General features: G+C 54.8%; 20 protein-coding genes and 1 pseudogene. 15 read left to right on the forward strand and 6 right to left on the reverse strand.

Annotation, left to right across the window (positions count from 1 at the left end):
• A partial coding sequence (locus ACIQ5B_RS05050) for a 2-hydroxychromene-2-carboxylate isomerase (RefSeq protein WP_397598077.1) occupies nt 1-539 on the reverse strand: 539 nt, incomplete at its 3' end.
• A gap of 238 nt (nt 540-777) precedes the next feature.
• On the opposite strand from ACIQ5B_RS05050, the gene ACIQ5B_RS05055 reads away from it, so the two are divergent.
• From ACIQ5B_RS05055 to ACIQ5B_RS05070, 4 genes are read left to right on the forward strand one after another with little or no spacing between them, the layout of a single operon-like run.
• On the forward strand, nt 778-2,352 hold the full coding sequence (locus ACIQ5B_RS05055; RefSeq protein WP_397598078.1) for a M23 family metallopeptidase: 1,575 nt from the start codon (nt 778-780) through the stop codon (nt 2,350-2,352).
• 39 nt (nt 2,353-2,391) lie between these two features.
• Complete coding sequence (hemB, locus tag ACIQ5B_RS05060; protein ID WP_397598079.1) at nt 2,392-3,393, forward strand: porphobilinogen synthase; 1,002 nt, start codon at nt 2,392-2,394, stop codon at nt 3,391-3,393.
• Between the two features lie 3 nt (nt 3,394-3,396).
• Entirely contained in the window at nt 3,397-5,631 is a 2,235-nt protein-coding gene (locus ACIQ5B_RS05065) for a fused MFS/spermidine synthase (RefSeq protein WP_397598080.1), read from the forward strand.
• Nucleotides 5,628-6,191, forward strand: a complete 564-nt coding sequence (locus ACIQ5B_RS05070; protein ID WP_397598081.1) for a gamma carbonic anhydrase family protein — start codon at nt 5,628-5,630, stop codon at nt 6,189-6,191. The genes ACIQ5B_RS05065 and ACIQ5B_RS05070 overlap by 4 nt, the downstream gene beginning before the upstream one ends.
• Nucleotides 6,192-6,200: 9 nt before the next feature.
• On the opposite strand, the gene ACIQ5B_RS05075 is transcribed toward ACIQ5B_RS05070, so the two are convergent.
• Nucleotides 6,201-8,216 carry a TonB-dependent receptor gene (locus tag ACIQ5B_RS05075; protein ID WP_397598082.1) on the reverse strand — a complete coding sequence of 672 codons (2,016 nt, stop codon included), beginning with the start codon at nt 8,214-8,216 and terminating at the stop codon, nt 6,201-6,203.
• A gap of 245 nt (nt 8,217-8,461) precedes the next feature.
• Here ACIQ5B_RS05075 and arsC point away from each other — a divergent pair, with 245 nt between their 5' ends.
• Nucleotides 8,462-8,809, forward strand: coding sequence for an arsenate reductase (glutaredoxin) (gene arsC / locus ACIQ5B_RS05080; protein WP_397598083.1), 348 nt, complete (start codon nt 8,462-8,464; stop codon nt 8,807-8,809).
• 103 nt (nt 8,810-8,912) lie between these two features.
• Here the strand turns inward: arsC and ACIQ5B_RS05085 are convergent, their stop codons facing one another.
• On the reverse strand, nt 8,913-10,640 hold the full coding sequence (locus ACIQ5B_RS05085; RefSeq protein ID WP_397598084.1) for a fatty acyl-AMP ligase: 1,728 nt from the start codon (nt 10,638-10,640) through the stop codon (nt 8,913-8,915).
• Between the two features lie 109 nt (nt 10,641-10,749).
• On the opposite strand from ACIQ5B_RS05085, the gene ACIQ5B_RS05090 reads away from it, so the two are divergent.
• Nucleotides 10,750-11,286: a regulatory protein RecX gene (locus ACIQ5B_RS05090; RefSeq protein ID WP_397598085.1), complete on the forward strand. Its 537-nt coding sequence runs from the start codon at nt 10,750-10,752 to the stop codon at nt 11,284-11,286.
• On the opposite strand, the gene ACIQ5B_RS05095 is transcribed toward ACIQ5B_RS05090, so the two are convergent.
• Nucleotides 11,283-13,376, reverse strand: a complete 2,094-nt coding sequence (locus ACIQ5B_RS05095) for a RelA/SpoT family protein (protein WP_397598086.1) — start codon at nt 13,374-13,376, stop codon at nt 11,283-11,285. The genes ACIQ5B_RS05090 and ACIQ5B_RS05095 overlap by 4 nt on opposite strands.
• A 268-nt stretch (nt 13,377-13,644) precedes the next feature.
• Nucleotides 13,645-13,983: a CC_3452 family protein gene (locus tag ACIQ5B_RS05100; RefSeq protein ID WP_397598087.1), complete on the reverse strand. Its 339-nt coding sequence runs from the start codon at nt 13,981-13,983 to the stop codon at nt 13,645-13,647.
• Nucleotides 13,984-14,178: 195 nt separating this feature from the next.
• On the opposite strand from ACIQ5B_RS05100, the gene ACIQ5B_RS05105 reads away from it, so the two are divergent.
• The 9 genes and pseudogenes from ACIQ5B_RS05105 to ACIQ5B_RS05145 form a co-directional block, all read left to right on the forward strand.
• Entirely contained in the window at nt 14,179-14,697 is a 519-nt protein-coding gene (locus ACIQ5B_RS05105) for a winged helix-turn-helix transcriptional regulator (RefSeq protein ID WP_397598088.1), read from the forward strand.
• A gap of 208 nt (nt 14,698-14,905) precedes the next feature.
• Nucleotides 14,906-15,433: a CarD family transcriptional regulator gene (locus tag ACIQ5B_RS05110; RefSeq protein WP_306062043.1), complete on the forward strand. Its 528-nt coding sequence runs from the start codon at nt 14,906-14,908 to the stop codon at nt 15,431-15,433.
• Nucleotides 15,434-15,549: 116 nt separating this feature from the next.
• The gene (locus ACIQ5B_RS05115) at nt 15,550-15,894 is read left to right on the forward strand and encodes a DUF393 domain-containing protein (RefSeq protein WP_397598089.1); all 345 of its coding nucleotides are present in this window, start codon (nt 15,550-15,552) and stop codon (nt 15,892-15,894) included.
• Nucleotides 15,891-17,138, forward strand: a complete 1,248-nt coding sequence (locus tag ACIQ5B_RS05120) for an FAD-binding domain-containing protein (protein ID WP_397598090.1) — start codon at nt 15,891-15,893, stop codon at nt 17,136-17,138. Before ACIQ5B_RS05115 ends, ACIQ5B_RS05120 begins: the two co-directional genes overlap by 4 nt.
• Nucleotides 17,139-17,270: 132 nt before the next feature.
• Complete coding sequence (locus ACIQ5B_RS05125) at nt 17,271-17,897, forward strand: class I SAM-dependent methyltransferase (RefSeq protein WP_397598091.1); 627 nt, start codon at nt 17,271-17,273, stop codon at nt 17,895-17,897.
• Complete coding sequence (locus ACIQ5B_RS05130) at nt 17,852-18,613, forward strand: GIN domain-containing protein (RefSeq protein WP_397598092.1); 762 nt, start codon at nt 17,852-17,854, stop codon at nt 18,611-18,613. The genes ACIQ5B_RS05125 and ACIQ5B_RS05130 overlap by 46 nt, the downstream gene beginning before the upstream one ends.
• Nucleotides 18,610-19,122: a DUF192 domain-containing protein gene (locus ACIQ5B_RS05135; protein ID WP_397598093.1), complete on the forward strand. Its 513-nt coding sequence runs from the start codon at nt 18,610-18,612 to the stop codon at nt 19,120-19,122. Before ACIQ5B_RS05130 ends, ACIQ5B_RS05135 begins: the two co-directional genes overlap by 4 nt.
• A gap of 48 nt (nt 19,123-19,170) precedes the next feature.
• Nucleotides 19,171-19,557, forward strand: a complete 387-nt coding sequence (locus tag ACIQ5B_RS05140; RefSeq protein WP_324477949.1) for an NADH:ubiquinone oxidoreductase subunit NDUFA12 — start codon at nt 19,171-19,173, stop codon at nt 19,555-19,557.
• 152 nt (nt 19,558-19,709) lie between these two features.
• Nucleotides 19,710-19,961: pseudogene (locus ACIQ5B_RS05145) on the forward strand (DUF2155 domain-containing protein); the annotation flags it as partial.
• A gap of 35 nt (nt 19,962-19,996) precedes the next feature.
• Here ACIQ5B_RS05145 and aat read toward each other — a convergent pair.
• On the reverse strand, nt 19,997-20,724 hold a 728-nt coding region (gene aat, locus ACIQ5B_RS05150), incomplete at its 5' end, for a leucyl/phenylalanyl-tRNA--protein transferase (RefSeq protein ID WP_397598094.1).

Below are 20,724 nucleotides of genomic sequence, written 5' to 3' on the forward strand. Positions count from 1 at the left end.
ATCGTGGGCGAGCCATAGCCACCGCGCGCAATGACTTCATCCGTATTCGCGCGCAGCAGCGCCTTTACGTCGTCTGATTGCGCACGCGCGCGCAAGGCGTCACCATCCAAACCGATGCTGTTGGCCACCGCAACCAGCACGTCGGGATCATCAAGATTTTCCTGCGCGCCAAAATAGCTTTCGAACGCCGCTTTCGTAAACGCGTGCAGTGCGGCTGGATCATCCGCAAGACAGCAGGCCATCCGCATTGCATTGACGCTCTTGGCGGGGTGATATTGGCTTGGGAAGTTCAGTGCCACGCCGGCTAACGCGGCCCAATCACGCAGTGTTCTCCAACTGTGCAGCAGCTTTGGATTGTCAGATGCTTCACGGGCGGCATAGACAGCCGGGTTGACCGCGTTGAACACGCCGCCGACCAATATAGGCCGCAACGTCATTGTCGCCCCTGTGCGACCGAGCACGCCCATAATGTTCGTGAACGCCAAATAGGTCCATGGGCTTGAAAGATCGTAGAAAAATTCAACGCGATCGCTGTGCATTCGACCCTCCCAATATTGCATCCTGCTTTAGCATTGCCGAACATTTAATGAAGCGATTAAATGCCCGATTGCCACTTATCAATCTGTTCCCGGACTGGTCGGTGAATATACACCTTTCGCCGCATCACGGCCCAATTGTCTGCGGTCTTAAATTGACATTAACCATATGCCGTCACAGGGATGTGGGCAGATAAAAATGTCCGGGTGGGTAAGGGCAGGATCGTGGATAGATATCCTTATGTTTGAAGGCAAAGATACACACTTTGCTGCGGCTGGCTTAAACGGAAGCGTGATGCTTGCCGATGCTATGGTCGCACCCCTGCGCCAGACCACCGAAGCAACTTGGCGCGAACGCATTGCCCAGCTCGACCTCGTCCCCGACCTTGGCGAAAATATTGGTTCCGTCCGCTGGTTTCGTGGCCTTGGAACGCTAACCCTATTGAGCGTTGCTGCACTTGCGCTCCTCCCCGATTTCGGACCAATTTACGGCCCGCAACCGTCCATTGCGACGGAAGCCGAGTTTGAAGAAGCGCGCGCGCAAATGGTTATGCCGATTGCCTATGGCAGTGACAGCGGCAAACGCATGGCCGCGACTGACGCGGTTGTTGCCCTTGCCGGAAGCCCGGAGCGTCCCCGCATCGAATTGACAGCCTCTTTGGGCCGCGGTGATAGCTTTGCACGGGTCCTACAGCGCGCTGGCGTTGGCGGCAATGAAGCCAATGATGTCGCCAAAATGGTTTCAGGCGTCACGTCGCTATCGGATATTGAACCCGGCACGCCCATCAATATCGTGCTCGGTAAACGTTCTGCGCAAAATCAGCCCCGGCCTTTGGAATCCGTTGCCTTTCGCGCACGATTTGACCTCAATCTCGCTATCAACCGTGAAGGTGGAGCGCTCCGGTTAAGCCGCGAACCGATTATGGTCGATGACACGCCGTTGCGCATCCGCGGCACCGTGGGCAGCCAGGGTATTTACCGGTCAGCGCGCGCAGCGGGTGCACCTGCCAGCGCTATCCAGGATTATCTGAAAGTCATCTCGGGCCGCATGCCCTTGTCGGCAATCCGCGCGACCGATGAATTTGATATCATCGTTGGTTATAAGCGCGCTGAAACCGGTGAAGTTAAGGTCGGCAATCTTTTATATGCTGGCGTCGACCGCGACGGCAAATCGCGAGTTCAGATGCTCAAATGGACCAACGGCGACAGCAGTCAATGGTTCGAAGCCTCTGGTGTAGGTGAGTCGAAAGGCGCACTCAGCCGCCCTGTTAATGGCCCCGTCACATCGGGCTTTGGCGGCAGACGTCACCCGATTTTAGGCTATATGCGCATGCATAGCGGCCTTGATTTTAAAGCAAGCTATGGCCAGCCCATTTTTGCGGTGACCGATGGTGTCGTTGCCTTTGCCGGGCGCAAGGGCGGTTATGGCAACTTTGTTCAGCTGAACCATGGTGGCGGCCTTGCCAGTGGCTATGGCCATATGAGCCGTATCGCCGCACGCCCCGGAAGCCGCGTGCGGCGCGGCCAAATCATCGGCTATGTGGGATCAACGGGTTTGTCGACTGGTCCGCATTTGCACTATGAATTATATCGCAATGGTCGTGCGGTGAACCCGAATTCGATCAAGTTTACGCAGCGTGCGCAACTTGGTGGAAGCGACCTTGCGCGCTTTAAAGGCACGCTTCAGCGCCTGAAATCGGTCAAGGCCGGTGCAGCGCTCGCACCATTGCGCACACAGCCCAAGAGCACCGATAAACCGAAGCGTGAAATCGACCGGCTGACGCTTCAAATCGACCATTCGCGGACCAACGGATAACCCATTGAGGATGCGGCATAACACCGCTACCTGTCGTTCATGAGCAACACATCCTTTTTCCCGAACACCCGTCTGCGCCGCACGCGCGCTACCGAATGGAGCAGAGCCATGGTCCGTGAGACCATGCTTTCGCCTGCAGATCTTATCTGGCCATTGTTCGTCACCGAGGGAGAGGCGGTTGAAGAACCGATTTCGTCTCTACCCGGCGTATCGCGCTGGTCCGTTGACCAGATCGTTGTGCGCGCCGCTGAAGCTATCGATCTTGGCATTCCCTGCATCGCATTGTTCCCAAACACGCAGCCAGAGCGGCGCAGCGAGGACGGTGAAGAGGCGCTTAACCCCGACAATCTGATGTGCTGCGCCATTCGCGCCATCAAACAGGCACATGGCGATGCAATCGGTGTTTTGACCGACGTCGCGCTCGATCCTTACACGTCGCATGGACAGGATGGCTTAATCGACGATGCCGGTTATGTGTTGAACGACGAAACGGTTGCCGTTCTTGTCGATCAGGCGATAAATCAGGCCAATGCCGGCGCGGATATCATTGCGCCAAGCGACATGATGGACGGACGCATTGGTGCCATTCGCAAGGCACTCGAAATGAATGGCCATCCCAACGTCCAGATCATGTCCTACGCCGCAAAATATGCCAGCGCGTTCTACGGCCCGTTCCGTGACGCCGTTGGCTCAAGCGGCCTGCTGAAGGGTAACAAGAAAACGTATCAGATGGATCCAGCGAACAGCGATGAAGCGATGCGCGAAGTCGCGATGGACATTGCCGAAGGTGCCGACAGCGTCATGGTCAAGCCCGGCCTGCCCTATCTCGATATTGTCCGTCGCGTGCGCGACCAATTCGATGTGCCCGTATTCGCGTACCAAGTGTCCGGCGAATATGCGATGATTGAGGCTGCCGCTGCCGCTGGCGCTGGTGACCGCGACGCGCTTGTGCTGGAAACGCTGATGGCATTCAAACGCGCCGGGTGCTCAGGCATTTTGACATATCATGCCGCACTGGCCGCGCGTTTGATGAAAGGATAAAGCATGAACGAGACCCAAGCACGAAACAGCAGGTTGTTATTCCTGCTAACCATTTTGACTGGTAGTTTCCTGCTTTTTCTCGTTCAGCCGATGATTGCACGCATGGCGCTGCCCCGGCTGGGCGGCGCACCTGCGGTTTGGAACAGCGCAATGCTTGTATATCAAGCATTACTGTTGGGCGGATATGCCTATGCCCACCGCTTGGCCCGTGAACCCGCTCGTCGACAAGCCAGAATTCACCTTGGCTTGTTCTTGGTTGCTCTGCTCTGGTTACCAATTGGACTAGCCGACATGCATCCTCCGTCGGATGGATCCCCCATTTTTTGGGTGCCTTGGTTGCTGATTGCATCCATCGGTCCACTCTTCTTCGTTGTAGCGGCACAGGCGCCGTTGATGCAGCGCTGGTTCGCGCTTTCCGGAAACAAAGGCGAGCCCTATGCCCTATATGCTGCGTCAAACATCGGCAGCTTTGTAGGACTTTTGACGTATCCGCTCATAGTTGAGCCCTTCACGGCATTGCACACGCAGAAATGGTTGTGGAGCGGCATTTATCTTTTGCTTATGGCGCTCGTTGCAGCCTGCACAGTCAAAATCTGGCGGACATCAAGCGACCAAACCGACAGTGCAGCGACGAGCGAAGCGACCACGCCTATTTCATGGAAACGCCGCCTGTACTGGGTTGCGCTTGCGGCCGTTCCATCTGGCCTAATGTTGTCTACGACGTCACATTTGACCACGGACCTTATGGCGATGCCGCTGCTCTGGGTGATCCCATTGGCCGTTTACCTGCTTAGTTTTAGCGTTGCATTTGCAGATAATCAGCGACCCGCATATTGGATCAGCCGTATTGCGCCGCTTGCCATGTTAACCGCCGGAGCGTTCATATTTTTGCAAGGTAACAAGGCCGCAATTGCCGGCCTGATTGCCAGCATTAGCCTTTTGTTTACCGTCGCGGTGGCGCTGCACAATGAGATGTACAGAACGCGTCCGGCACCAAACCAGCTGACAAGTTTTTATCTCATGATGTCGATCGGTGGTGTGGTAGGCGGCCTGTTCTGCGCCATTGTCGCACCAATGCTGTTTAACTGGACGTGGGAACACCCGATCCTGATCTTGGCCGCGGCTGTTCTTTTGCCCAAAATTGGGCTTATTCCTATTAAAGAGAGCGACAACAAACTCCCCTATGTCATGATGGGATTTGGATTGCTGGCATTTGTGCTTGGGGTATTCGGCAGTATTTTCAATCCAGGATCCTTATCGATGACAAAAGTCATCATTGGCTCGGTTCTGATTGCCTTAGGCGTTGTCGTTGCCGGCTTTCGCGTTCCCTTTCTGCTCGTCATGACAGGACTGCTTACGCTGAATGGTGGCTGGTATAATGCGCAATTGAGTTTCGATGGTGTTCGGATGCGCAGTTACTTTGGCACGTACACGATTAATTCTTCAGAAAATGGCAGGGTGCGGTCGTTGATCCACGGCACGACGATGCACGGCATGCAGTTGCTCGATGAACCGACGCGCCCGACCAGCTATTACGCCCCCAACTCTGGCATTGGAAAAGCACTTGTCCAAACGCCGCGATTGTTTGGCCCGAACGCGAACATAGGGATTGTTGGCCTAGGTACTGGAACTTTGGCCTGTTACCGTCAGCCCGGACAAACATGGCAGTTCTTCGAAATTGATAGGCTGATTGTAGAGATTGCGCGTGACCGAAAGATATTCTCATTCCTTGAAAAATGCGCACCCAACGCGAAAATGACTTTAGGCGACGCCCGCCTCACACTCGCAGAGGTTCCAAAGAATAGCTTTGACGTCATAGCGTTGGATGCGTTTTCATCCGATGCCATTCCCCTGCATTTGCTCACGCAAGAAGCATTCGCAACTTATCGCAGGGCATTGAAAGCTGACGGAATATTGCTTGTCCATATTTCAAATCGCTACATTGACCTCAATCCAGTGATTGCCGCGGAAGCAAAGGCCAATGGTTGGTATGCAGCGCTTCGCCGAAACAGCCCGACCAAGGCAATGATCAAAGACGGCGAGCGGCCGTCGGACTGGATAGCGCTTAGCCGCGACCCTAAAAAGCTTTTCAAGCTCACAGGCAAACTCGACACCCAAAAAAGCCGCGACTACAACGCCGACCAGTGGCTGGAACTGGATGCTCCCGGCGACACACGTGCCTGGACCGATGATTATGCATCGGTGTTGCCACATCTTTCACTATGGAAAATCCGATGATCAATAACCGTGCCGACATCAGCATTGTCACTGTCAATGGCAAGACCCCACAGATTCACGACAGCGCATTCATTGCGCCGGGCTGTCGTATCATCGGTGATGTCACCATCGGACCGGAGGCCAGCATCTGGTACAATTGCGTCATTCGCGCTGAAGTGAATCGTGTTGTGATTGGCGCCCGCACAAACATTCAAGACGGCAGTGTCGTGCATTGCGATGGCCCAATGCCCGGCGTTGAAGATGGTTTTCCGACTATTATCGGGGATGACGTGCTCGTTGGGCACAATGTCATGCTGCACGGTTGCATCCTTCACGACCGTGCGTTTGTCGGGCTGTCGTCAACGGTCATGAACGGTGCCGTCATCGAGGGCGATGCCATGCTCGCAGCAGGGGCAATGCTGACCCAAGGCAAACGCATTGCGGCGCGGCAATTATGGGCGGGGTCGCCAGCGCGTTTTGTCCGCGATCTAGACGATGCGGCCGTTATGGGGATGCGGATCGGCGTTGCGCATTATGTCACCAACGCCAAGCTACATGCTGCTGCGACAGCCGAGGCTTAGGGTCAGGACCTAAAACTTCGCCCTAACCGTAAAACGACCGTTGATCGGCGCGCCGGTCGAGATGTTATCATTGTTGTGTGCGTCCGAATAATATGCGGTGTCGAACAGATTTTCGACGTTCAGTTGAAGCTGAAACCTGTCACTCACGTCATAATATAGAGCGGCGTCGACCCGTGTGAATGCAGGCAATTTGGTTGTCGTCGCGGATGTGCGGATGGCCGCATATTGGCTCGACTGGTGGATGATGCCGACACCTGCGGCAAACGCGTCGGAAAATTCATACCGGTTCCATAGGCTTGCCTGATGCTTTGGCACTTGCGCCAGCCGAACGGCATTGTTGCCCGCCAATACAGCGTCCTGATAGCTGTAGCCGCCATGGACTTGCCATTGCGACGTCACGCGCCCTGTCGCAGCCAGTTCAATCCCTTGGGTCCGGGTTTTGCCGATATTGATGCTGGAAAGCGGATTGGCGGGGTCCGGCGTCGTCGCATTGCTGCGATCAAGCTGGAACGCTGCAAGGGTCAGGTTTAAATTTGGCTGGACATCCCATTTAGCGCCGATTTCAAAGTTGGTGAATTTCTCAGGAGCCAGGTTTTGCTGTGTAACCGTCAGCGCCAGAAACTGGTCACCCGACCGCGGCAAGAATGATTGGCTATAGCTGCCGTAAAGCGACATGCTTTCCTGCGGTTTGAAAATCAGCCCAAGACGCGGGCTTATCTTTTCATCCTTACGTGCAAAAGGCCGGTCGATTGCAGGAAGCAAATCTGCACCGCTGATATCAAAACTGTCGTACCGAAGCCCTGCAACGACATCGATATGTTCGCCAACGCTCATCTGGTCCTGCACATAAGCAGAGAAGAACTTCACATCAGAAACGCTGTCACGCGCCAATGTGTTAAAGGATACTGTCGGAAAAACCGGGTTCGAAAGGCGCAATGTCGCATTAGAAAGCGTCCCATTAAGCCGACTGTTGGCCGATTGTTGATCCCCATATTCAGCGCCAACGAGAATTTTGTGCACAATCGCCCCTGTCTCGATATCCCAGACCATATTTGCTTGGGCAATGACATTTTCGCGTTGGATGGTGTCATTATAGGCCGCAAGAGCAACCATTCCATTTTGCGCCGTCGCCGGCCCATTTGCATAGACATTCACATAGATTTTATCGTAATCGCCATAGAGCATGGTACCGCTGAAATTGAGGTTTGATGCCAACTGACCGTCTAGCCGCAGCTTGGCGATGTGCGCGGCAAGTCGCGCGCGATTGACCTCGGGCACGCCGAAAAACTGGTCACGAAAGCCAGCTAAGGGACGATTGGGTTGACCCGCACCCGTCGCGACCGAAGGGATACCCCGATCCGTCGTGCGGGCGTCATTCACATATTCATACGAAAGGCCCAGCTTCCAACTATCGTTCAGCCTGAAGGCGACATAGGGGTTCCAAGCATAGCGTTCGCCGCCAACAAAATCACGATGGTTGTCTAAGCTTTCGTACACCGCGTTCATGCGCACAGCGGTGGATGCATTTAACGGAGCGTTCAAATCAGCCGAGACGTCGTAGGCCCCGAAACTGTTTACGCTGGCTTGTCCTGCGTAAATAAAATCGTCACTCAACGGAGCCTTCTGAACCCGGTTGATGATGCCGCCGCCACCGCCACGGCCAAAGATCAGGGCATAAGGACCCTTCAGAATTTCAACCCGCTCAATATTATAAAGCCCGCGATAATATTGAACGTCATCGCGCACGCCATCGAGGAAAAAGTCAGCGGTTGTGTTTTGCCCACGCAGGGTAATTTGGTCGCGATTACCTTCGCCTTGGCCCACCGTTGTTCCCGGGACATAGCGCAATATATCCGCCAGCGAGTGATGCGCCTGATCATCCAACTGTTCACGGGTCACAACATTGATGGTCTGCGGAATATCGATCAGCGGCGTGTCGGTTTTTGTGGCCGTCACTGAATTGGACGCGAGGTACCCGTCGCTGGCACCCGTCACAATGATGGTCCGGCTGTCATCAAATGCCACGTCTTCAGCGAAGGCATAAGGCGCACTTATTGCTAAAGAAACAAAGGCAAAAACGGAAGAGGAGAGACGAAGCATTTTCGACCTTTTTGTGGTTATTGCAAATGACTCGCAATTCGATTTGCCCGCCCCTATTGCGAATCGTTCTCACATGCAATTTAAAAATAGAAAAAAGCGCATTTGCTTTTGTGGGTGACCGATTTAGGTAAAACCGAACGCAAATGGCATTATCGGGGACGACCATAATCATGAACGCAACAATCTGGCATAACCCCGATTGCGGGACGTCGCGCAAGACGCTCGCACTCCTGCAAGAAGCGCCAGATGTAACGGTCAAGATTATCGAATATCGCAAGCAACCCTTCACCCGCGCAAAGCTTGAACAATTGTTCAAAGATGCCGGCCTTACGCCGCGCGAGGCGCTGCGTACCCGTGGTTCACCTGCTGAAGAATTAGGTTTGATCGATGGCGCTTCTGCCGATCGCATATTGGACCATATGGTTGAGCACCCGATCCTGGTCGAACGGCCATTTGTGGAAACCGATAAAGGCGTGCGGCTATGCAGGCCCCAAGAAAAGGTGCTTGAACTGCTCTAGGGCTGCCCAAGGGTATCCTTCACGGCCTTAAACCGATTTGGGTAGATTATCAGGAACCCGCAACGCCGCCGCCATCTTCAGAATGGCGCGGCGATACAGACAATTAAGCCGCGATTGCGTAGGGCTGAATTTCACCGGACAGATACAGATTACGCGCTTTCGCACGGCTCATTTTGCCTGAGCTGGTCCGCGGCAATGTCCGCGGTGGTACCAATTCAACGACACAGTTCATTCCAGTCACCGACCGAACCTTGTCGCGGATCTGCTCACGCAGCTTTGCCCGCTCGGCTTTGTCAGTAGTACGGCACTGGACCAGCACAGCAGGCGTTTCCTCACCGCCCGGCGTTGTCACGGAGAAAGCCGCGATATCGCCAGCTTTAAATCCAGGCAATTGTTCGACCGCCCATTCAATGTCCTGTGGCCAATGGTTTTTGCCATTGATGATGATCATGTCTTTGGCGCGGCCCACAATATAAATGTAGCCGTTCGACAGATAGCCCATGTCGCCCGTGTCCAGCCAGCCATCGACCAGACACGCATCGGTCGATTCCTTGTCGCGGAAATATTCCTTCATCAATGAAGGCCCCGTGCACCACACTTTGCCGATCGTCTTGTCAGCAAGTGGCTTGCGGTTTTCGTCGCGGATTTCGATAGTCATGTCTTTTACAGCACGGCCGCAGTTAACGATGGCGCGATAACGGATTGGCCGATCCGGCGCACCGGGATGGCCAGTGAGTTCCGTCTCTTCGACAAGCTCAACTTGAATACCTTCGCCCGGTGGCATGATGGACACAGCCAAGGTTGTCTCAGCCAAGCCATAGCTTGGGAGGAAGGAGGATGCCTTGAAACCCGCATCGCCAAATGCATCGACAAACGCCTGCATCACGTCGGGACGGATCATATCGGCACCATTGCCCGCAAGCCGCCATTTTGCGAGATCGAAGCGATCATTGACCTGTGTCTGGCTGGAAACCCGCCGCGCGCAAATGTCATAGCCAAATGTCGGCGAGTAGCTGATGACCGTGCCATCCGCGGCGCTAATAACATCCAGCCACGCCAACGGGCGACGCGCGAAATCTTCGGTTTTCATGTAATCGGTCGAAACTTGGTTGGCGACCGGCGACAGGAAACAACCAACAAGGCCCATATCATGATACCAGGGCAGCCACGACACGCAGCGGTCATTTTCCGTCACTTCCATGCCGTGCGAATGCGCCGACAGATTGTTCAGCAGGGCATTATGCGTAACCGCCACGCCATGCGGGAAACGGGTCGAGCCGCTGGAATATTGCAAATAGCAGATTTCGTCGGTCTGCGCCGAAGGAAGATCGGACTTTAACGCGACGCGATCGCCGAAGCTTTCCCAATCAATGCCTTCAACATTGCATGCGCGTGCCGCGTCATTGGCCATGTCGGCGAGTTCGGCTGGAAAGAACAGTATCTTGGGGTCACAACTTTTCAGCTGAACGGACAACTGGTCCACATAGCTTTCTTTACCGCCAAATGACGTTGGCAATGGCAGCGGCACTGGCCATGCGCCCGCATATACGCAGCCAAAAAACAAGGCCGCAAAATCGGGACCGGTCTCCGCGACCAAGGCAATGCGGTCATCTTTGCGGACACCATGGCTGATCAAGCGATAGGCCATGTTCAACGCGTCTTCGCGCATTTCGCTGTAGGGATAAGCGCGCGCCAATTTGCCGCGCATGTCGTGGAAATTGAGACCACGCTGCCCTTGGGCGGCATAATCCAATGCCTCACCTAAGGTCGCAAAGTCAGAAAAACGACGTGGCAAACTGTCCTGCGTTGGCGTGGATGCGCGTTCGCTCATAATTTTTCCCATAGCAAATAGGGCGGTGCCCGGTAATTTTATTGTTAGCCTAAGCCAATACGCGTCGATACCAGTTCAAATTTCGACCCGACTGTGGCAAGAATAGGGCGTGAACAGCCCACGTGCCGCCAAAAAACCCGCTCCGCCGTTAAATGACGAGAGACTGAGACAGTTAGCGCTGCATTATGTTGGCAAATATGCGACCACACAGGCAAAGCTCGGGACCTATTTAAACCGCAAAATTCGCGAGCGTGGGTGGGACGGGGAACGCAGCGCGGACATCGCAATGCTGGTCGAACAATTTGCCGCGCTCGGCTATATAAACGACGCCCAATTTGCTGAGGCACGAAGCCGGTCATTTGTGCGCCGTGGCTATGGCGAACGGCGCTTAAACGAGGATTTGCGGGCAAGCGGTATTGGCGATGCGGATGCCATCCCGGCAAAAGCGCATATGGAAGAAAGCGTATTGAGCGCCGCAGAAAACTTTGCGCGGCGCAAACGTATCGGTCCATTTGCCCAAGAAGCGGCAACGCCAGAGAAACGCAATAAGCAACTCAATGCCTTTCTGCGCGCTGGACACCGTTTTGAACTGGCCAAACGTTTTGTCTACGCTGAACCCGGGGACGAGATTGGCGACTGGATTTAGTCGTAGACGCGGTCTGCTGTCGCCACCGCCTCGGACGCCCGAAGCGCGGATATGATGCGCATAAGGTGCTGCAAATCATGCACCTCCAAGTCTATTTCAAAGGTGTGAAACTCGGCGTCACGCGCGGTCAAACGCAAATTGATGATGTTCGCCTTGTGATAGCCGAAAATGCCCGCAATTTCACCGAGCGTGCCGGGACGATTGTGAATGATCGTACGCAATCGCGCCGAAGCGCCATCGCTACCCTGCCCCCAACTCAAGTCGACCCAATCGGCGTCGGCCCCGTTAGCGAGACGATCACATTCGATCGTGTGCACTTCGACGGGTTGTCCCGGCAACCTCAGCCCCACGATCCGGTCACCCGGAATGGGGTGGCAGCATTCACCGAGGTGATAGCCGACGCCCGGGGTAAGCCCGCGTATAGAAATGGCGCGTTCTTGATTTGGAAAATCAAGCGCAATGCCATCCGCGTCAAAGCCAGGCACCAGTGCCTCCATCAGGGCGTGGTCATTAATCTTGCCAAGGCCGATGCGATGCATCAGCTCTTCCTCGTCTTCAAGCTTTAGCCGGTTCACCGCGGCCGTTAAGGCTTTCTTGCCGATTTTGCCCGGCATTCGCGCAGCGACTTCTTCATAAAGCTTGCGCCCAATTGCGACCAGCTCATCGCGTTCGCGGTGCCGCACATGCCGACGGATGGCGGCGCGCGCCTTACCTGTTGTCACGAAGTTAAGCCACGTCTGCTGCGGTTCCTGCGCCTTGGATTTCAGGATTTCGACCATATCGCCATTGTTCAGCTGCGCACGCAACGGGACATGGCGCCCATTCACTTTTGCGCCAACGGTCTTGTCGCCAAGATCGGTATGCACGGCATACGCAAAATCAACGACAGTTGAACCCTTGGGCAACTGATGCAGCGCACCTTTTGGGGTGAAGGCGAATATCCGGTCCTGATACATCGCCATGCGGGTGTTTTCGAGTATGTCCTCCGCATCTTGGCTGGTTTCAAGAATTTCAATGAGATCGCGTAACCACGCAGCCTGCCCATCGGGCTTATCCGCTTGTTTGTAGGCCCAGTGGGCGGCGAAGCCATGTTCCGAACTTCGGTGCATTTCGGCGCTGCGGATTTGCACTTCGACGCGCATGTTTTTGGCGAACATGATCGTTGTGTGCAGCGATTTGTAGCCATTTCGCTTTGGCGTTGAGACGAAATCCTTGAACCGCCCCGGCACCATCTGCCAGCGCCGATGCAGCACACCCAGCGCGCGATAGCAGTCTTCGGTGGTCTCGGTTATCACGCGAAAGGCGTTGATGTCCGTCAGCTGCTCGAACGCAACATGGCGTTCCTGCATCTTTTTCCAGATCGAATAAGGATGTTTTTCGCGGCCGGAGATTTTAATCTTCAGTCCGGCCTGCTCCATTTCCCAAGCGATGGTCTGGTTAATCTGGTCGATTTCAACATCGGCCTTTTCGCGGATCTGCTTCAAGCGGCCCGTAATCGTCTGATAGGCTTCGGGTTCCAGCTGTTCGAACGCGAGCAGCTGCATTTCGCGCATATATTCATACATGCCAATCCGCTCCGCCAGCGGGGCATATATATCCATCGTTTCTTTGGCGATACGACGACGTTTTTCCGGGCTTTTGATGAAATGCAGCGTCCGCATATTGTGCAGGCGATCCGCAAGCTTGACCAGAAGAACGCGGATATCATCCGAAATGGCCAGCAGGAACTTGCGCAAATTTTCGGCAGCGCGTTCATCTTCGGTCTGCGCCTCGATCTTCGATAGCTTGGTAACGCCGTCGACGAGCCGCGCGACTTCTGAACCGAAGCGGCTTTCCACATCTTCGATTGAGGTCAGCGTGTCTTCCACCGTGTCGTGGAGCAGCGCGGTGATGATCGTGTCCTCATCCATTTTAAGGTCGGTCATTAACCCTGCGACTTCGACCGGATGGCTGAAATACGGGTCGCCTGATGCCCGTTTCTGCGCACCATGCATCTGAACCGTAAAGACATAGGCTCGGTTAAGCCGATCCTCATCGACATCCGGGATATAGGCCCGCACCCGTTCAACCAATTCATATTGCCGCATCATAGGCTCCAAGATGTGGCTTTTGCGCTGCGTTGCAACAAGAAACTTAAAAACATAGTCGATTTAACAACAAATTATGCGCTGGCTGCTTATGCATGGCGCATGTGAGAACGCCTGCTCCAACAAAAAATGCACCGGAATATGGCGTCCGCGATGTTTCGCGTATGCCCATATTCCGGTGCAGTTGTCTCGGCTCAAAGCGTCAATAAAATTGTCGCGGGTTAGTTGGGAGGAGAGAAGAGCCGAATATGCTTATTGAGAGGTTGGCCAATTAAGCGCCAGCGTTGCAGGCTGCGATTTCGTCGGCTGTAAAGACGCGGTCACCAGCGGTGAATGCAGATACTGAACCCAGTTTGCGGGCGACACTGACACACATATTCTTTGCGGCAGTCGAAGCCATTGGCGCGCGGCATGCAGTGCCCTCGCACTTTACAACTACGCTACGGAGCAATTCTTGCTTCGATGCGGCTGGCTGCGCCAATTCGATTTTATAATATGCGCCGTTGCTTGCAGCTTGCGCCTGCGTTGGAACACCGAAAAGAAGTGTGGCGCTGATAACAGATGCGGCAGCGAGCGCGCCCAAACGGGCGGAAACTTTGGAGAGAGTCATAATCTTATCCTTTTAGCTTTGATAACAGAGCACAACGGTGGCCGGCATTCTGTTTCCAAACCTTCGTTTTGCGCCCCTGGAAAACCAGTTGCGAATCGCTACTTATTAGATTAGGTTTCGAGTTGCAACTTAAAACTTAAATGGGGTTGCAAAATTTTTCGGGTCGGCTCACCCTATGCGTCGGGGGTTAAATATATGGGCGAATTGCACGAGTCACTACAGGATATTACCGAGTGTGGGCTACCAACCGCGCTTGAGGCAATGGGCGAACGATGGTCGTTCATGATCTTGCGCGCTGCCTTCAATGGCATCCGCCATTTTGAAGATTTCCTCACGGAAATCAGCATTGCGCGTAACATTTTGGCCAACCGGTTAAGCCGATTGAGCGAAAGCGGCATATTGCATCGTACGCCCTGCCCTGATAACCGCCGTAAAGTGGAATATCGCCTGACCGAAAAAGGGCTGGATTTGCTGCCCACAATGATTGCGTTGCGCCAATGGGGCGAAAAATGGGGGACGGGTGTGCCATCCAATCCGGTTTTGGTCGATGAGCTGGATCATCAACCCATCCTGCCGGTCACCATAAGAAGCCATGATGACCGCGTTCTGGGCCATATGGACCTATGCTGGATGAACTCGGCGGATATCAAGCCGATTAGCAATGCCGTGTTTGCCGAACATGATGATCGCGTGCGAAAATTAAGCGCAATTTAAGTCGCACGATTGACGCTCTGTACAGCAGCATTGAACTTTTGTGGCGAATCTGTTACACTCCGCGCCGACAGGCCAAAAATGGTCGATAACCGCCTTCCTATCATGGGATTGAGCGGGTGATGACGTAAGGGACGAATGCCAACTGTCTTATGGACGACATTATGTCGTCAGCGAGCTTATTCTCCCGAATAATCAGAAAGGTCGAAATATGACGTCCAACGCGGCGATGTTTGATGTAGGCGATTATGTGGTGTATCCCAAGCACGGGGTTGGTCGCGTAATCGAGCTTCAGGATTCCGAAATCGCAGGGATGCAGCTGCAACTTTATGTGCTGCGCTTTGAAAAAGAAAAAATGACGCTGCGCGTGCCTTTCAACAAGGCCGAAGGCGTTGGTATGCGCAAGCTGTCGAGCGACAAAACGCTCAAGGAAGCAATGCATACGCTCACCGGCAAGCCCAAGGTAAAGCGCACCATGTGGTCGCGCCGTGCGCAGGAATATGAAGCGAAGATCAACTCGGGCGACCTCGTTTCGATCGCTGAAGTGACCCGCGACTTGTTCCGCCCCGATGACCAGCCTGAGCAGAGCTATTCGGAGCGTCAGATTTTTGAAGCGGCGTCCAGCCGTTTGGCCCGTGAACTCGCGGCAATGGAAAAGACCGACGAAAAAGCGGCTCTCCAGAAAATTTTGGCTATTCTGAATGAAGCGGCACCGCAGTATTACGAAAAAGCGGAATAACCCGTTTCCTTACAGGGAATTCAGAAGGGCGCCGGCAACGGCGCCCTTTTTTTTGGCATTTCTATACCATATTATGCCCAGCCTGACGTCGTCTTGCAGCGCGTCTAAACAGAGGCATGTTCAATCTCATCATCTGGTATGACGGCGCATGTCCGCTGTGTGTGCGCGAAATCGCGCTGATGCGGCGTCTCGATTGGCAGCGGAAAATCGACTTCCAAGATATTGCGCCGGACACGGCCATATGCCCGCTCGACCGGCAGCTGATGCTTGACCGTCTTCACGCCTGTGAAAATGGCGTGATGTTATCGGGTGCGGCTGCATTTGCGGCGATGTGGCGGCATATTCCACTGCTTAAACCCCTTGGTTGGCTTGCGCAAAATCCCGTTATTTTGGACATATTCGAGCGGCTTTATGTCCGCTTTCTGAAAATCCGTCCTTATTTGCAAAAGTTGCTGGCATGACAGTGGTGAAGGATATTTTTCCCGCCTCGCGGAACGCTGCACTCGCGCGCCTTGCGCAGTTCATACCCGGCGCAGGGCAAAATTATGCCTTTGGCCGCAACACGGATCCGGGGCCAGAGCAGCCAAGTGCTGTATCCAAGCTCTCGCCTTATCTGCGCTATCGGATGATTACCGAGCAAGAAGTCGTGCAAGCGGTTCTGGAGCAGCACAGCCTGGCAGCAGCGGAAAAGTTCATTCAGGAAATATTGTGGCGCACTTATTGGAAGGGTTGGCTAGAAATGCGCCCGTCGGTGTGGACGCAGTTTCAAGAAGAACGCGACCGGCAGCGCGATAGTTTCCCGAACGCGCGCGCAATCCGCAACGCTGAGGCTGGGCAGACCGGCATTGAAGGCTTTGACGATTGGGCACGCGAGCTTATCGAAACGGGCTATCTGCACAATCACGCAAGAATGTGGTTTGCCTCAATCTGGATTTTTACACTGCGCCTACCATGGGCGCTAGGTGCCGATTTTTTCCTGCGCCACTTGGTTGACGCCGACGCCGCGAGCAACACATTGTCGTGGCGCTGGGGGGCTGGCCTGCAAACCGCTGGCAAAACCTACCTCGCGACAACGGACAATATCGCGCGCTATACCAATGGGCGATTTGCACCAAAAGGGCTGGCAACGAAGGCTATAATCCCACCTGATTTGACCGTCGCAAATCCGCGTCCCATTCCGTTCGCTGCGCAATGGGACAGGCAAAAGCCGGCATTGTTGTTGGTAACGCCGGATGACCTGCACCCAGAGTCGCTCTTTACTCCTTCGGCGGCAATCAAGGCGGCATTTGTCGCCGCCGATGCCACTACCTTATGGGGCGAAAATGCACGGGGCTTCGTCGCAAGCGCGTCACGTGACGCCGCAGAACGGGTCGGCGCTGCGTTTGAGTGTCCTACGGATATTCTCGATACCCTGAATATCGAAACCTTGATCACACAGGCAAAACAAGCCGGCGCCGAGCAGATTATCACCGCTTACGCGCCGGTGGGTCCGGTTGCTGACCTTTTGGCACAATTCGCTCCGCGTTTGGAACGGGAAGGCATACCGCTCGTCCAAATCCGTCGAAGCTGGGACGAGAAATTCTGGCCACATGCGACCAAGGGCTTTTTCCCCTTCAAAGAAAAAATCCCGAAAACCTTGGGTGAAATAGGTTCGAAGGACAGCTTGCAATTTGCTCTTGAGTTACAATCCCGAAGTGCATCATAACGACGATACACAAGGAGATTGACCCATGCGTAAAATCACGCTGTTCCTGCCATTTACCGCACGCGCCATCACCGCATGCGGCCACTCGGTTTTGGACGCCGTCGAGAATGTTCAACCTTCGGACACCAGCGCATGAACGGTTGGTGGGACCGGCATGTCATGCCCCGCCTCATTGGCTGCGCCTGCACGCAGCCTGCGGTGATGCGTGATCGCGCAAAAGTTGTTCCGCGTGCATCGGGGGACATTCTGGAACTGGGCTGCGGCGGGGGAACCAATCTGCAGTTTTACGACTGGTCACAGGTGCGATCCCTATCGGGGGTTGATCCCTCGCCGGAATTGCTTGGCCGCGCGCAAGATGCGCTCTTGCGGTCAGGCCGAAGCGCCAACTTCGCAAGCGGCATTGCAGAGGCGCTACCGTTTGAAAGCAGCAGCTTTGACTCGGTCGTCACCACTTTCACATTATGTTCGGTTCAAGATCCGACCGCCGCACTTTCGGAGGTTCGGCGCGTCCTGCGCCCCGGCGGGCGGCTGATATTTTTGGAGCATGGCAAAGCGCCAGAGCCCGCTGCAGCAAATTGGCAAAATCGGATTGAGCCTGTTTGGAAACATATTGCCGGCGGATGTCATTTGACCCGACCCGTAACTGGGGCCATATCTGATGCTGGCTTTGTGTGTGATGCGCCGCAGGGACATTATATGAAAAGGACACCGAAATGGCTTGGCTGGGTGGAATGGGGCGAGGCAACATTGGCACATTAATTGTTGCCATCTCGCTGTTCGTCGGATTTTTTGCTGAGCGGCCCGCGATCGCCGACGAACGCAAAATCCTCGTCGCCAGCTTTGAAAATATTCAAGTCATCGGCGACATCAAAGTACAGGTGCAAACGGGCAAAGCGCCATCTGCCAAAGCCAAAGGCGACAAAAGGGTGCTCGACGCCCTGAAGCTGGAACGTGTCGGCATGACATTGCGTGTGCGTCTCCAGGGTGCTTTGAACAACGAACAGGGCGTCCCGATGACGCAGCCGCTTGAGGTCATGCTATCGACCAAGGCGATTAAAGACATGACGGTCAGCGGCAATGGAAGCCTGCAAATTTCCGAGGTAAAGCAACAAGACGCCGCCCGCATGCTCGTGGCGGGTAACGGTTCCATTGTGGTGGAACGGCTAATCACCGACCAATTTTCGGCCGACATCGACGGAAACGGGCGGATTGAGATAAAGGCCGGCAAAGTCCGTGACGGGCGCGTCACATTGAATGGCGCCGGTCATTTTGACGCAGCCAATGTCCCCATGCGCAATGTGCGGCTCGAACATATCGGCAATGGGGTATCCCGCGTGCATGTCGACGAAGCGGCCAATATCTTCAATCGCGGAACCGGAACGATCAATGTAGGTGGAAACGGAAGTTGTTTTGTGAAACAGGCCGGAAGTGCCGATATTAACTGTGCCAGAATCGAAAAAGGATCGCCTAAATGAATTTACGTAAGCTTGGCAAAATGGGCCTTTACGCTACCGCCCTTTCGCTGGCCGCGTGCACAATGCCTGCCAATGGCGGAAACCAGACCGCAGGGTGCAAACCCGGAACGGGCGCAGGTCGGTCTGCCGCCGGGCTTGAGCAGGTGACATTGTGCGTCACCAGTGGCGCGAAAACGCGGGCGTTTACGGTCGAACTTGCGCAGACGTCGATGGAGCAGGCCCGGGGAATGATGTTCCGTACCGAGCTTGCGGACAATACCGGCATGGTCTTTCCCTTTCCTGAACCGCGCATGGCAAGCTTTTGGATGAAGAACACGGTGATCCCGCTCGACATCATCTTTGTCCGGACAGACGGCACGATTGAAAGCATCGCCGAAAACACAATTCCGTATTCCACAATACCGGTTGAATCGGGCGAACCCGTTGTAGCCGTGCTGGAACTGCGCGGGGGGTTATCCGCCGAGCTGGGTATTTCGGCGGGCGACACCGTTAAATGGACCGCAAAGTAAGGCAAATAGGGATTGCACCGCAACGTGCTTGCTCCTAATCGCGGGTCCATGGGTATTCTCGGTAAAATTTTCACTTGGTGGGACGGTGCCACCATCGGTACGGCGATCTACAGCTGGCGTAAGGGCAAAGCTGTGGGCAGTGATGCCGAGGGTAACAAATATTATCAGTCGTCCGACGGCAAACGTCGCTGGGTCATCTACAATGGCGCGAACGATGCGAGCCGCGTTGCGCCCGACTGGCACGGATGGTTGCATGGCACCCATGATGGCGATCCGGAAAGCTATTTGCCGCCAGTGCGTGGCTATGAAACACTGCCTGAGGCCAATTTGACGGGCACGGACCGTGCCTATCGGCCAGCAGGATCGATACAGCGTGGCGGCCATCGTGCCCGCGCCACTGGCGATTATGAGGCGTGGAGTCCTGACGCATCATGATTCGCCGGCACAGCCTGCTGCTGCCGTTGCTGGCAACGCTCGCGGCGTGCGGACCCACTGACGAAGAAAAGCTGGCACCGGAAAAATCCGGCAAAGCCCAAGCGACCGCAGACCGGATTTTTGCTGGTTCCGACAATGCACTCGGCACACCCATGGCAGAACGTGTTGCGGTGCTGGGCCTGTTGAACAAACGCAACGGACAAACGCGCGACATTGAACTCAAGCCCGGCGAAGCCATTCGCTTTGGCAAAGTTGTTGTAAGATTGCGTGCCTGTGAAAAAACAGCGCCGTGGGAAAATTACCCAGATGAAGGTGCCTTTGTTCAACTGCTCGTGAATGAACGCCCGCCGGGCACAAATGATGCTGAACAATGGCGCAGTGTGTTTTCAGGCTGGCTTTTCAAAGAAAACCCGGCCGCAAATATTGTCGAACACCCAGTTTACGATGTTTGGGTCAAAAGCTGCAGGATGAGCTTCCCCGGCGAAGAGACACCGGTCGAAGAAAAAACATCCGAAGAAGCGCCAGCGCCAGCCGATAACGCGTCGTCAAGTGCGCCCCAATCCGCACCGGCAGAACCCGCCGCGACAGCAGGCGAAGAAGCCAAACCCGACGAAGGCTGACCGGTCGTCGTCAACGCCGATTCGAGTAATTTTAGATAGGCGTTTTGGGTGATTTCAATGGCACCAAGGCTGGCCAGATGGTCCGTCATGAACTGACAATCCAGCAATTCGAAGCCACCCAGTTTAAGACGCGCGACAAGCCATGCCAGCGCCACTTTTGACGCATCGGTCTCCCGCGAAAACATGCTTTCGCCAAAGAAGGCGCGGCCCATGGCGAGCCCGTAAAGCCCGCCGACCAATCGGCCGTCGACCCAACATTCCACACTGTGCGCGCGGCCTTGTGCATGCAGCTGGCAAAAGGATTCTTCGATATCGGGGTTTATCCACGTCTCGCGCCGATCATCCTGCGACTCGGCGCATGTTGCGATAATTTGGGCAAAGGCGGTATCCGCCGTGACTGTAAACCGCCCCTGCCGGATCGTTTTCGCCAATGATTTGGACAGCCGAAACCCCTCCAGCGGCAAAATCGCGCGATATTCCGGTTCAATCCAAAAAGTATCGGGGTCATCACGGGCGTCGGACATCGGAAATATGCCGTTGGCGTAGG

Source organism: Sphingorhabdus sp. (assembly GCF_044374345.1).
Lineage (GTDB): Bacteria > Pseudomonadota > Alphaproteobacteria > Sphingomonadales > Sphingomonadaceae > Sphingorhabdus_B.

Bases quoted from the DNA above. Each gene is read 5' to 3' on its own strand.
- ACIQ5B_RS05055 (WP_397598078.1), top strand. From the start codon at position 778: ATGTTTGAAGGCAAAGATACACACTTTGCTGCGGCTGGCTTAAACGGA.
- hemB (WP_397598079.1), top strand. From the start codon at position 2,392: ATGAGCAACACATCCTTTTTCCCGAACACCCGTCTGCGCCGCACGCGC.
- ACIQ5B_RS05065 (WP_397598080.1), top strand. From the start codon at position 3,397: ATGAACGAGACCCAAGCACGAAACAGCAGGTTGTTATTCCTGCTAACC.
- ACIQ5B_RS05070 (WP_397598081.1), top strand. From the start codon at position 5,628: ATGATCAATAACCGTGCCGACATCAGCATTGTCACTGTCAATGGCAAG.
- arsC (WP_397598083.1), top strand. From the start codon at position 8,462: ATGAACGCAACAATCTGGCATAACCCCGATTGCGGGACGTCGCGCAAG.
- ACIQ5B_RS05085 (WP_397598084.1), bottom strand. From the start codon at position 10,640: ATGAGCGAACGCGCATCCACGCCAACGCAGGACAGTTTGCCACGTCGT.
- ACIQ5B_RS05095 (WP_397598086.1), bottom strand. From the start codon at position 13,376: ATGATGCGGCAATATGAATTGGTTGAACGGGTGCGGGCCTATATCCCG.
- ACIQ5B_RS05100 (WP_397598087.1), bottom strand. From the start codon at position 13,983: ATGACTCTCTCCAAAGTTTCCGCCCGTTTGGGCGCGCTCGCTGCCGCA.
- ACIQ5B_RS05105 (WP_397598088.1), top strand. From the start codon at position 14,179: ATGGGCGAATTGCACGAGTCACTACAGGATATTACCGAGTGTGGGCTA.
- ACIQ5B_RS05110 (WP_306062043.1), top strand. From the start codon at position 14,906: ATGACGTCCAACGCGGCGATGTTTGATGTAGGCGATTATGTGGTGTAT.
- ACIQ5B_RS05115 (WP_397598089.1), top strand. From the start codon at position 15,550: ATGTTCAATCTCATCATCTGGTATGACGGCGCATGTCCGCTGTGTGTG.
- ACIQ5B_RS05120 (WP_397598090.1), top strand. From the start codon at position 15,891: ATGACAGTGGTGAAGGATATTTTTCCCGCCTCGCGGAACGCTGCACTC.
- ACIQ5B_RS05125 (WP_397598091.1), top strand. From the start codon at position 17,271: ATGAACGGTTGGTGGGACCGGCATGTCATGCCCCGCCTCATTGGCTGC.
- ACIQ5B_RS05130 (WP_397598092.1), top strand. From the start codon at position 17,852: ATGGCTTGGCTGGGTGGAATGGGGCGAGGCAACATTGGCACATTAATT.
- ACIQ5B_RS05135 (WP_397598093.1), top strand. From the start codon at position 18,610: ATGAATTTACGTAAGCTTGGCAAAATGGGCCTTTACGCTACCGCCCTT.
- ACIQ5B_RS05140 (WP_324477949.1), top strand. From the start codon at position 19,171: ATGGGTATTCTCGGTAAAATTTTCACTTGGTGGGACGGTGCCACCATC.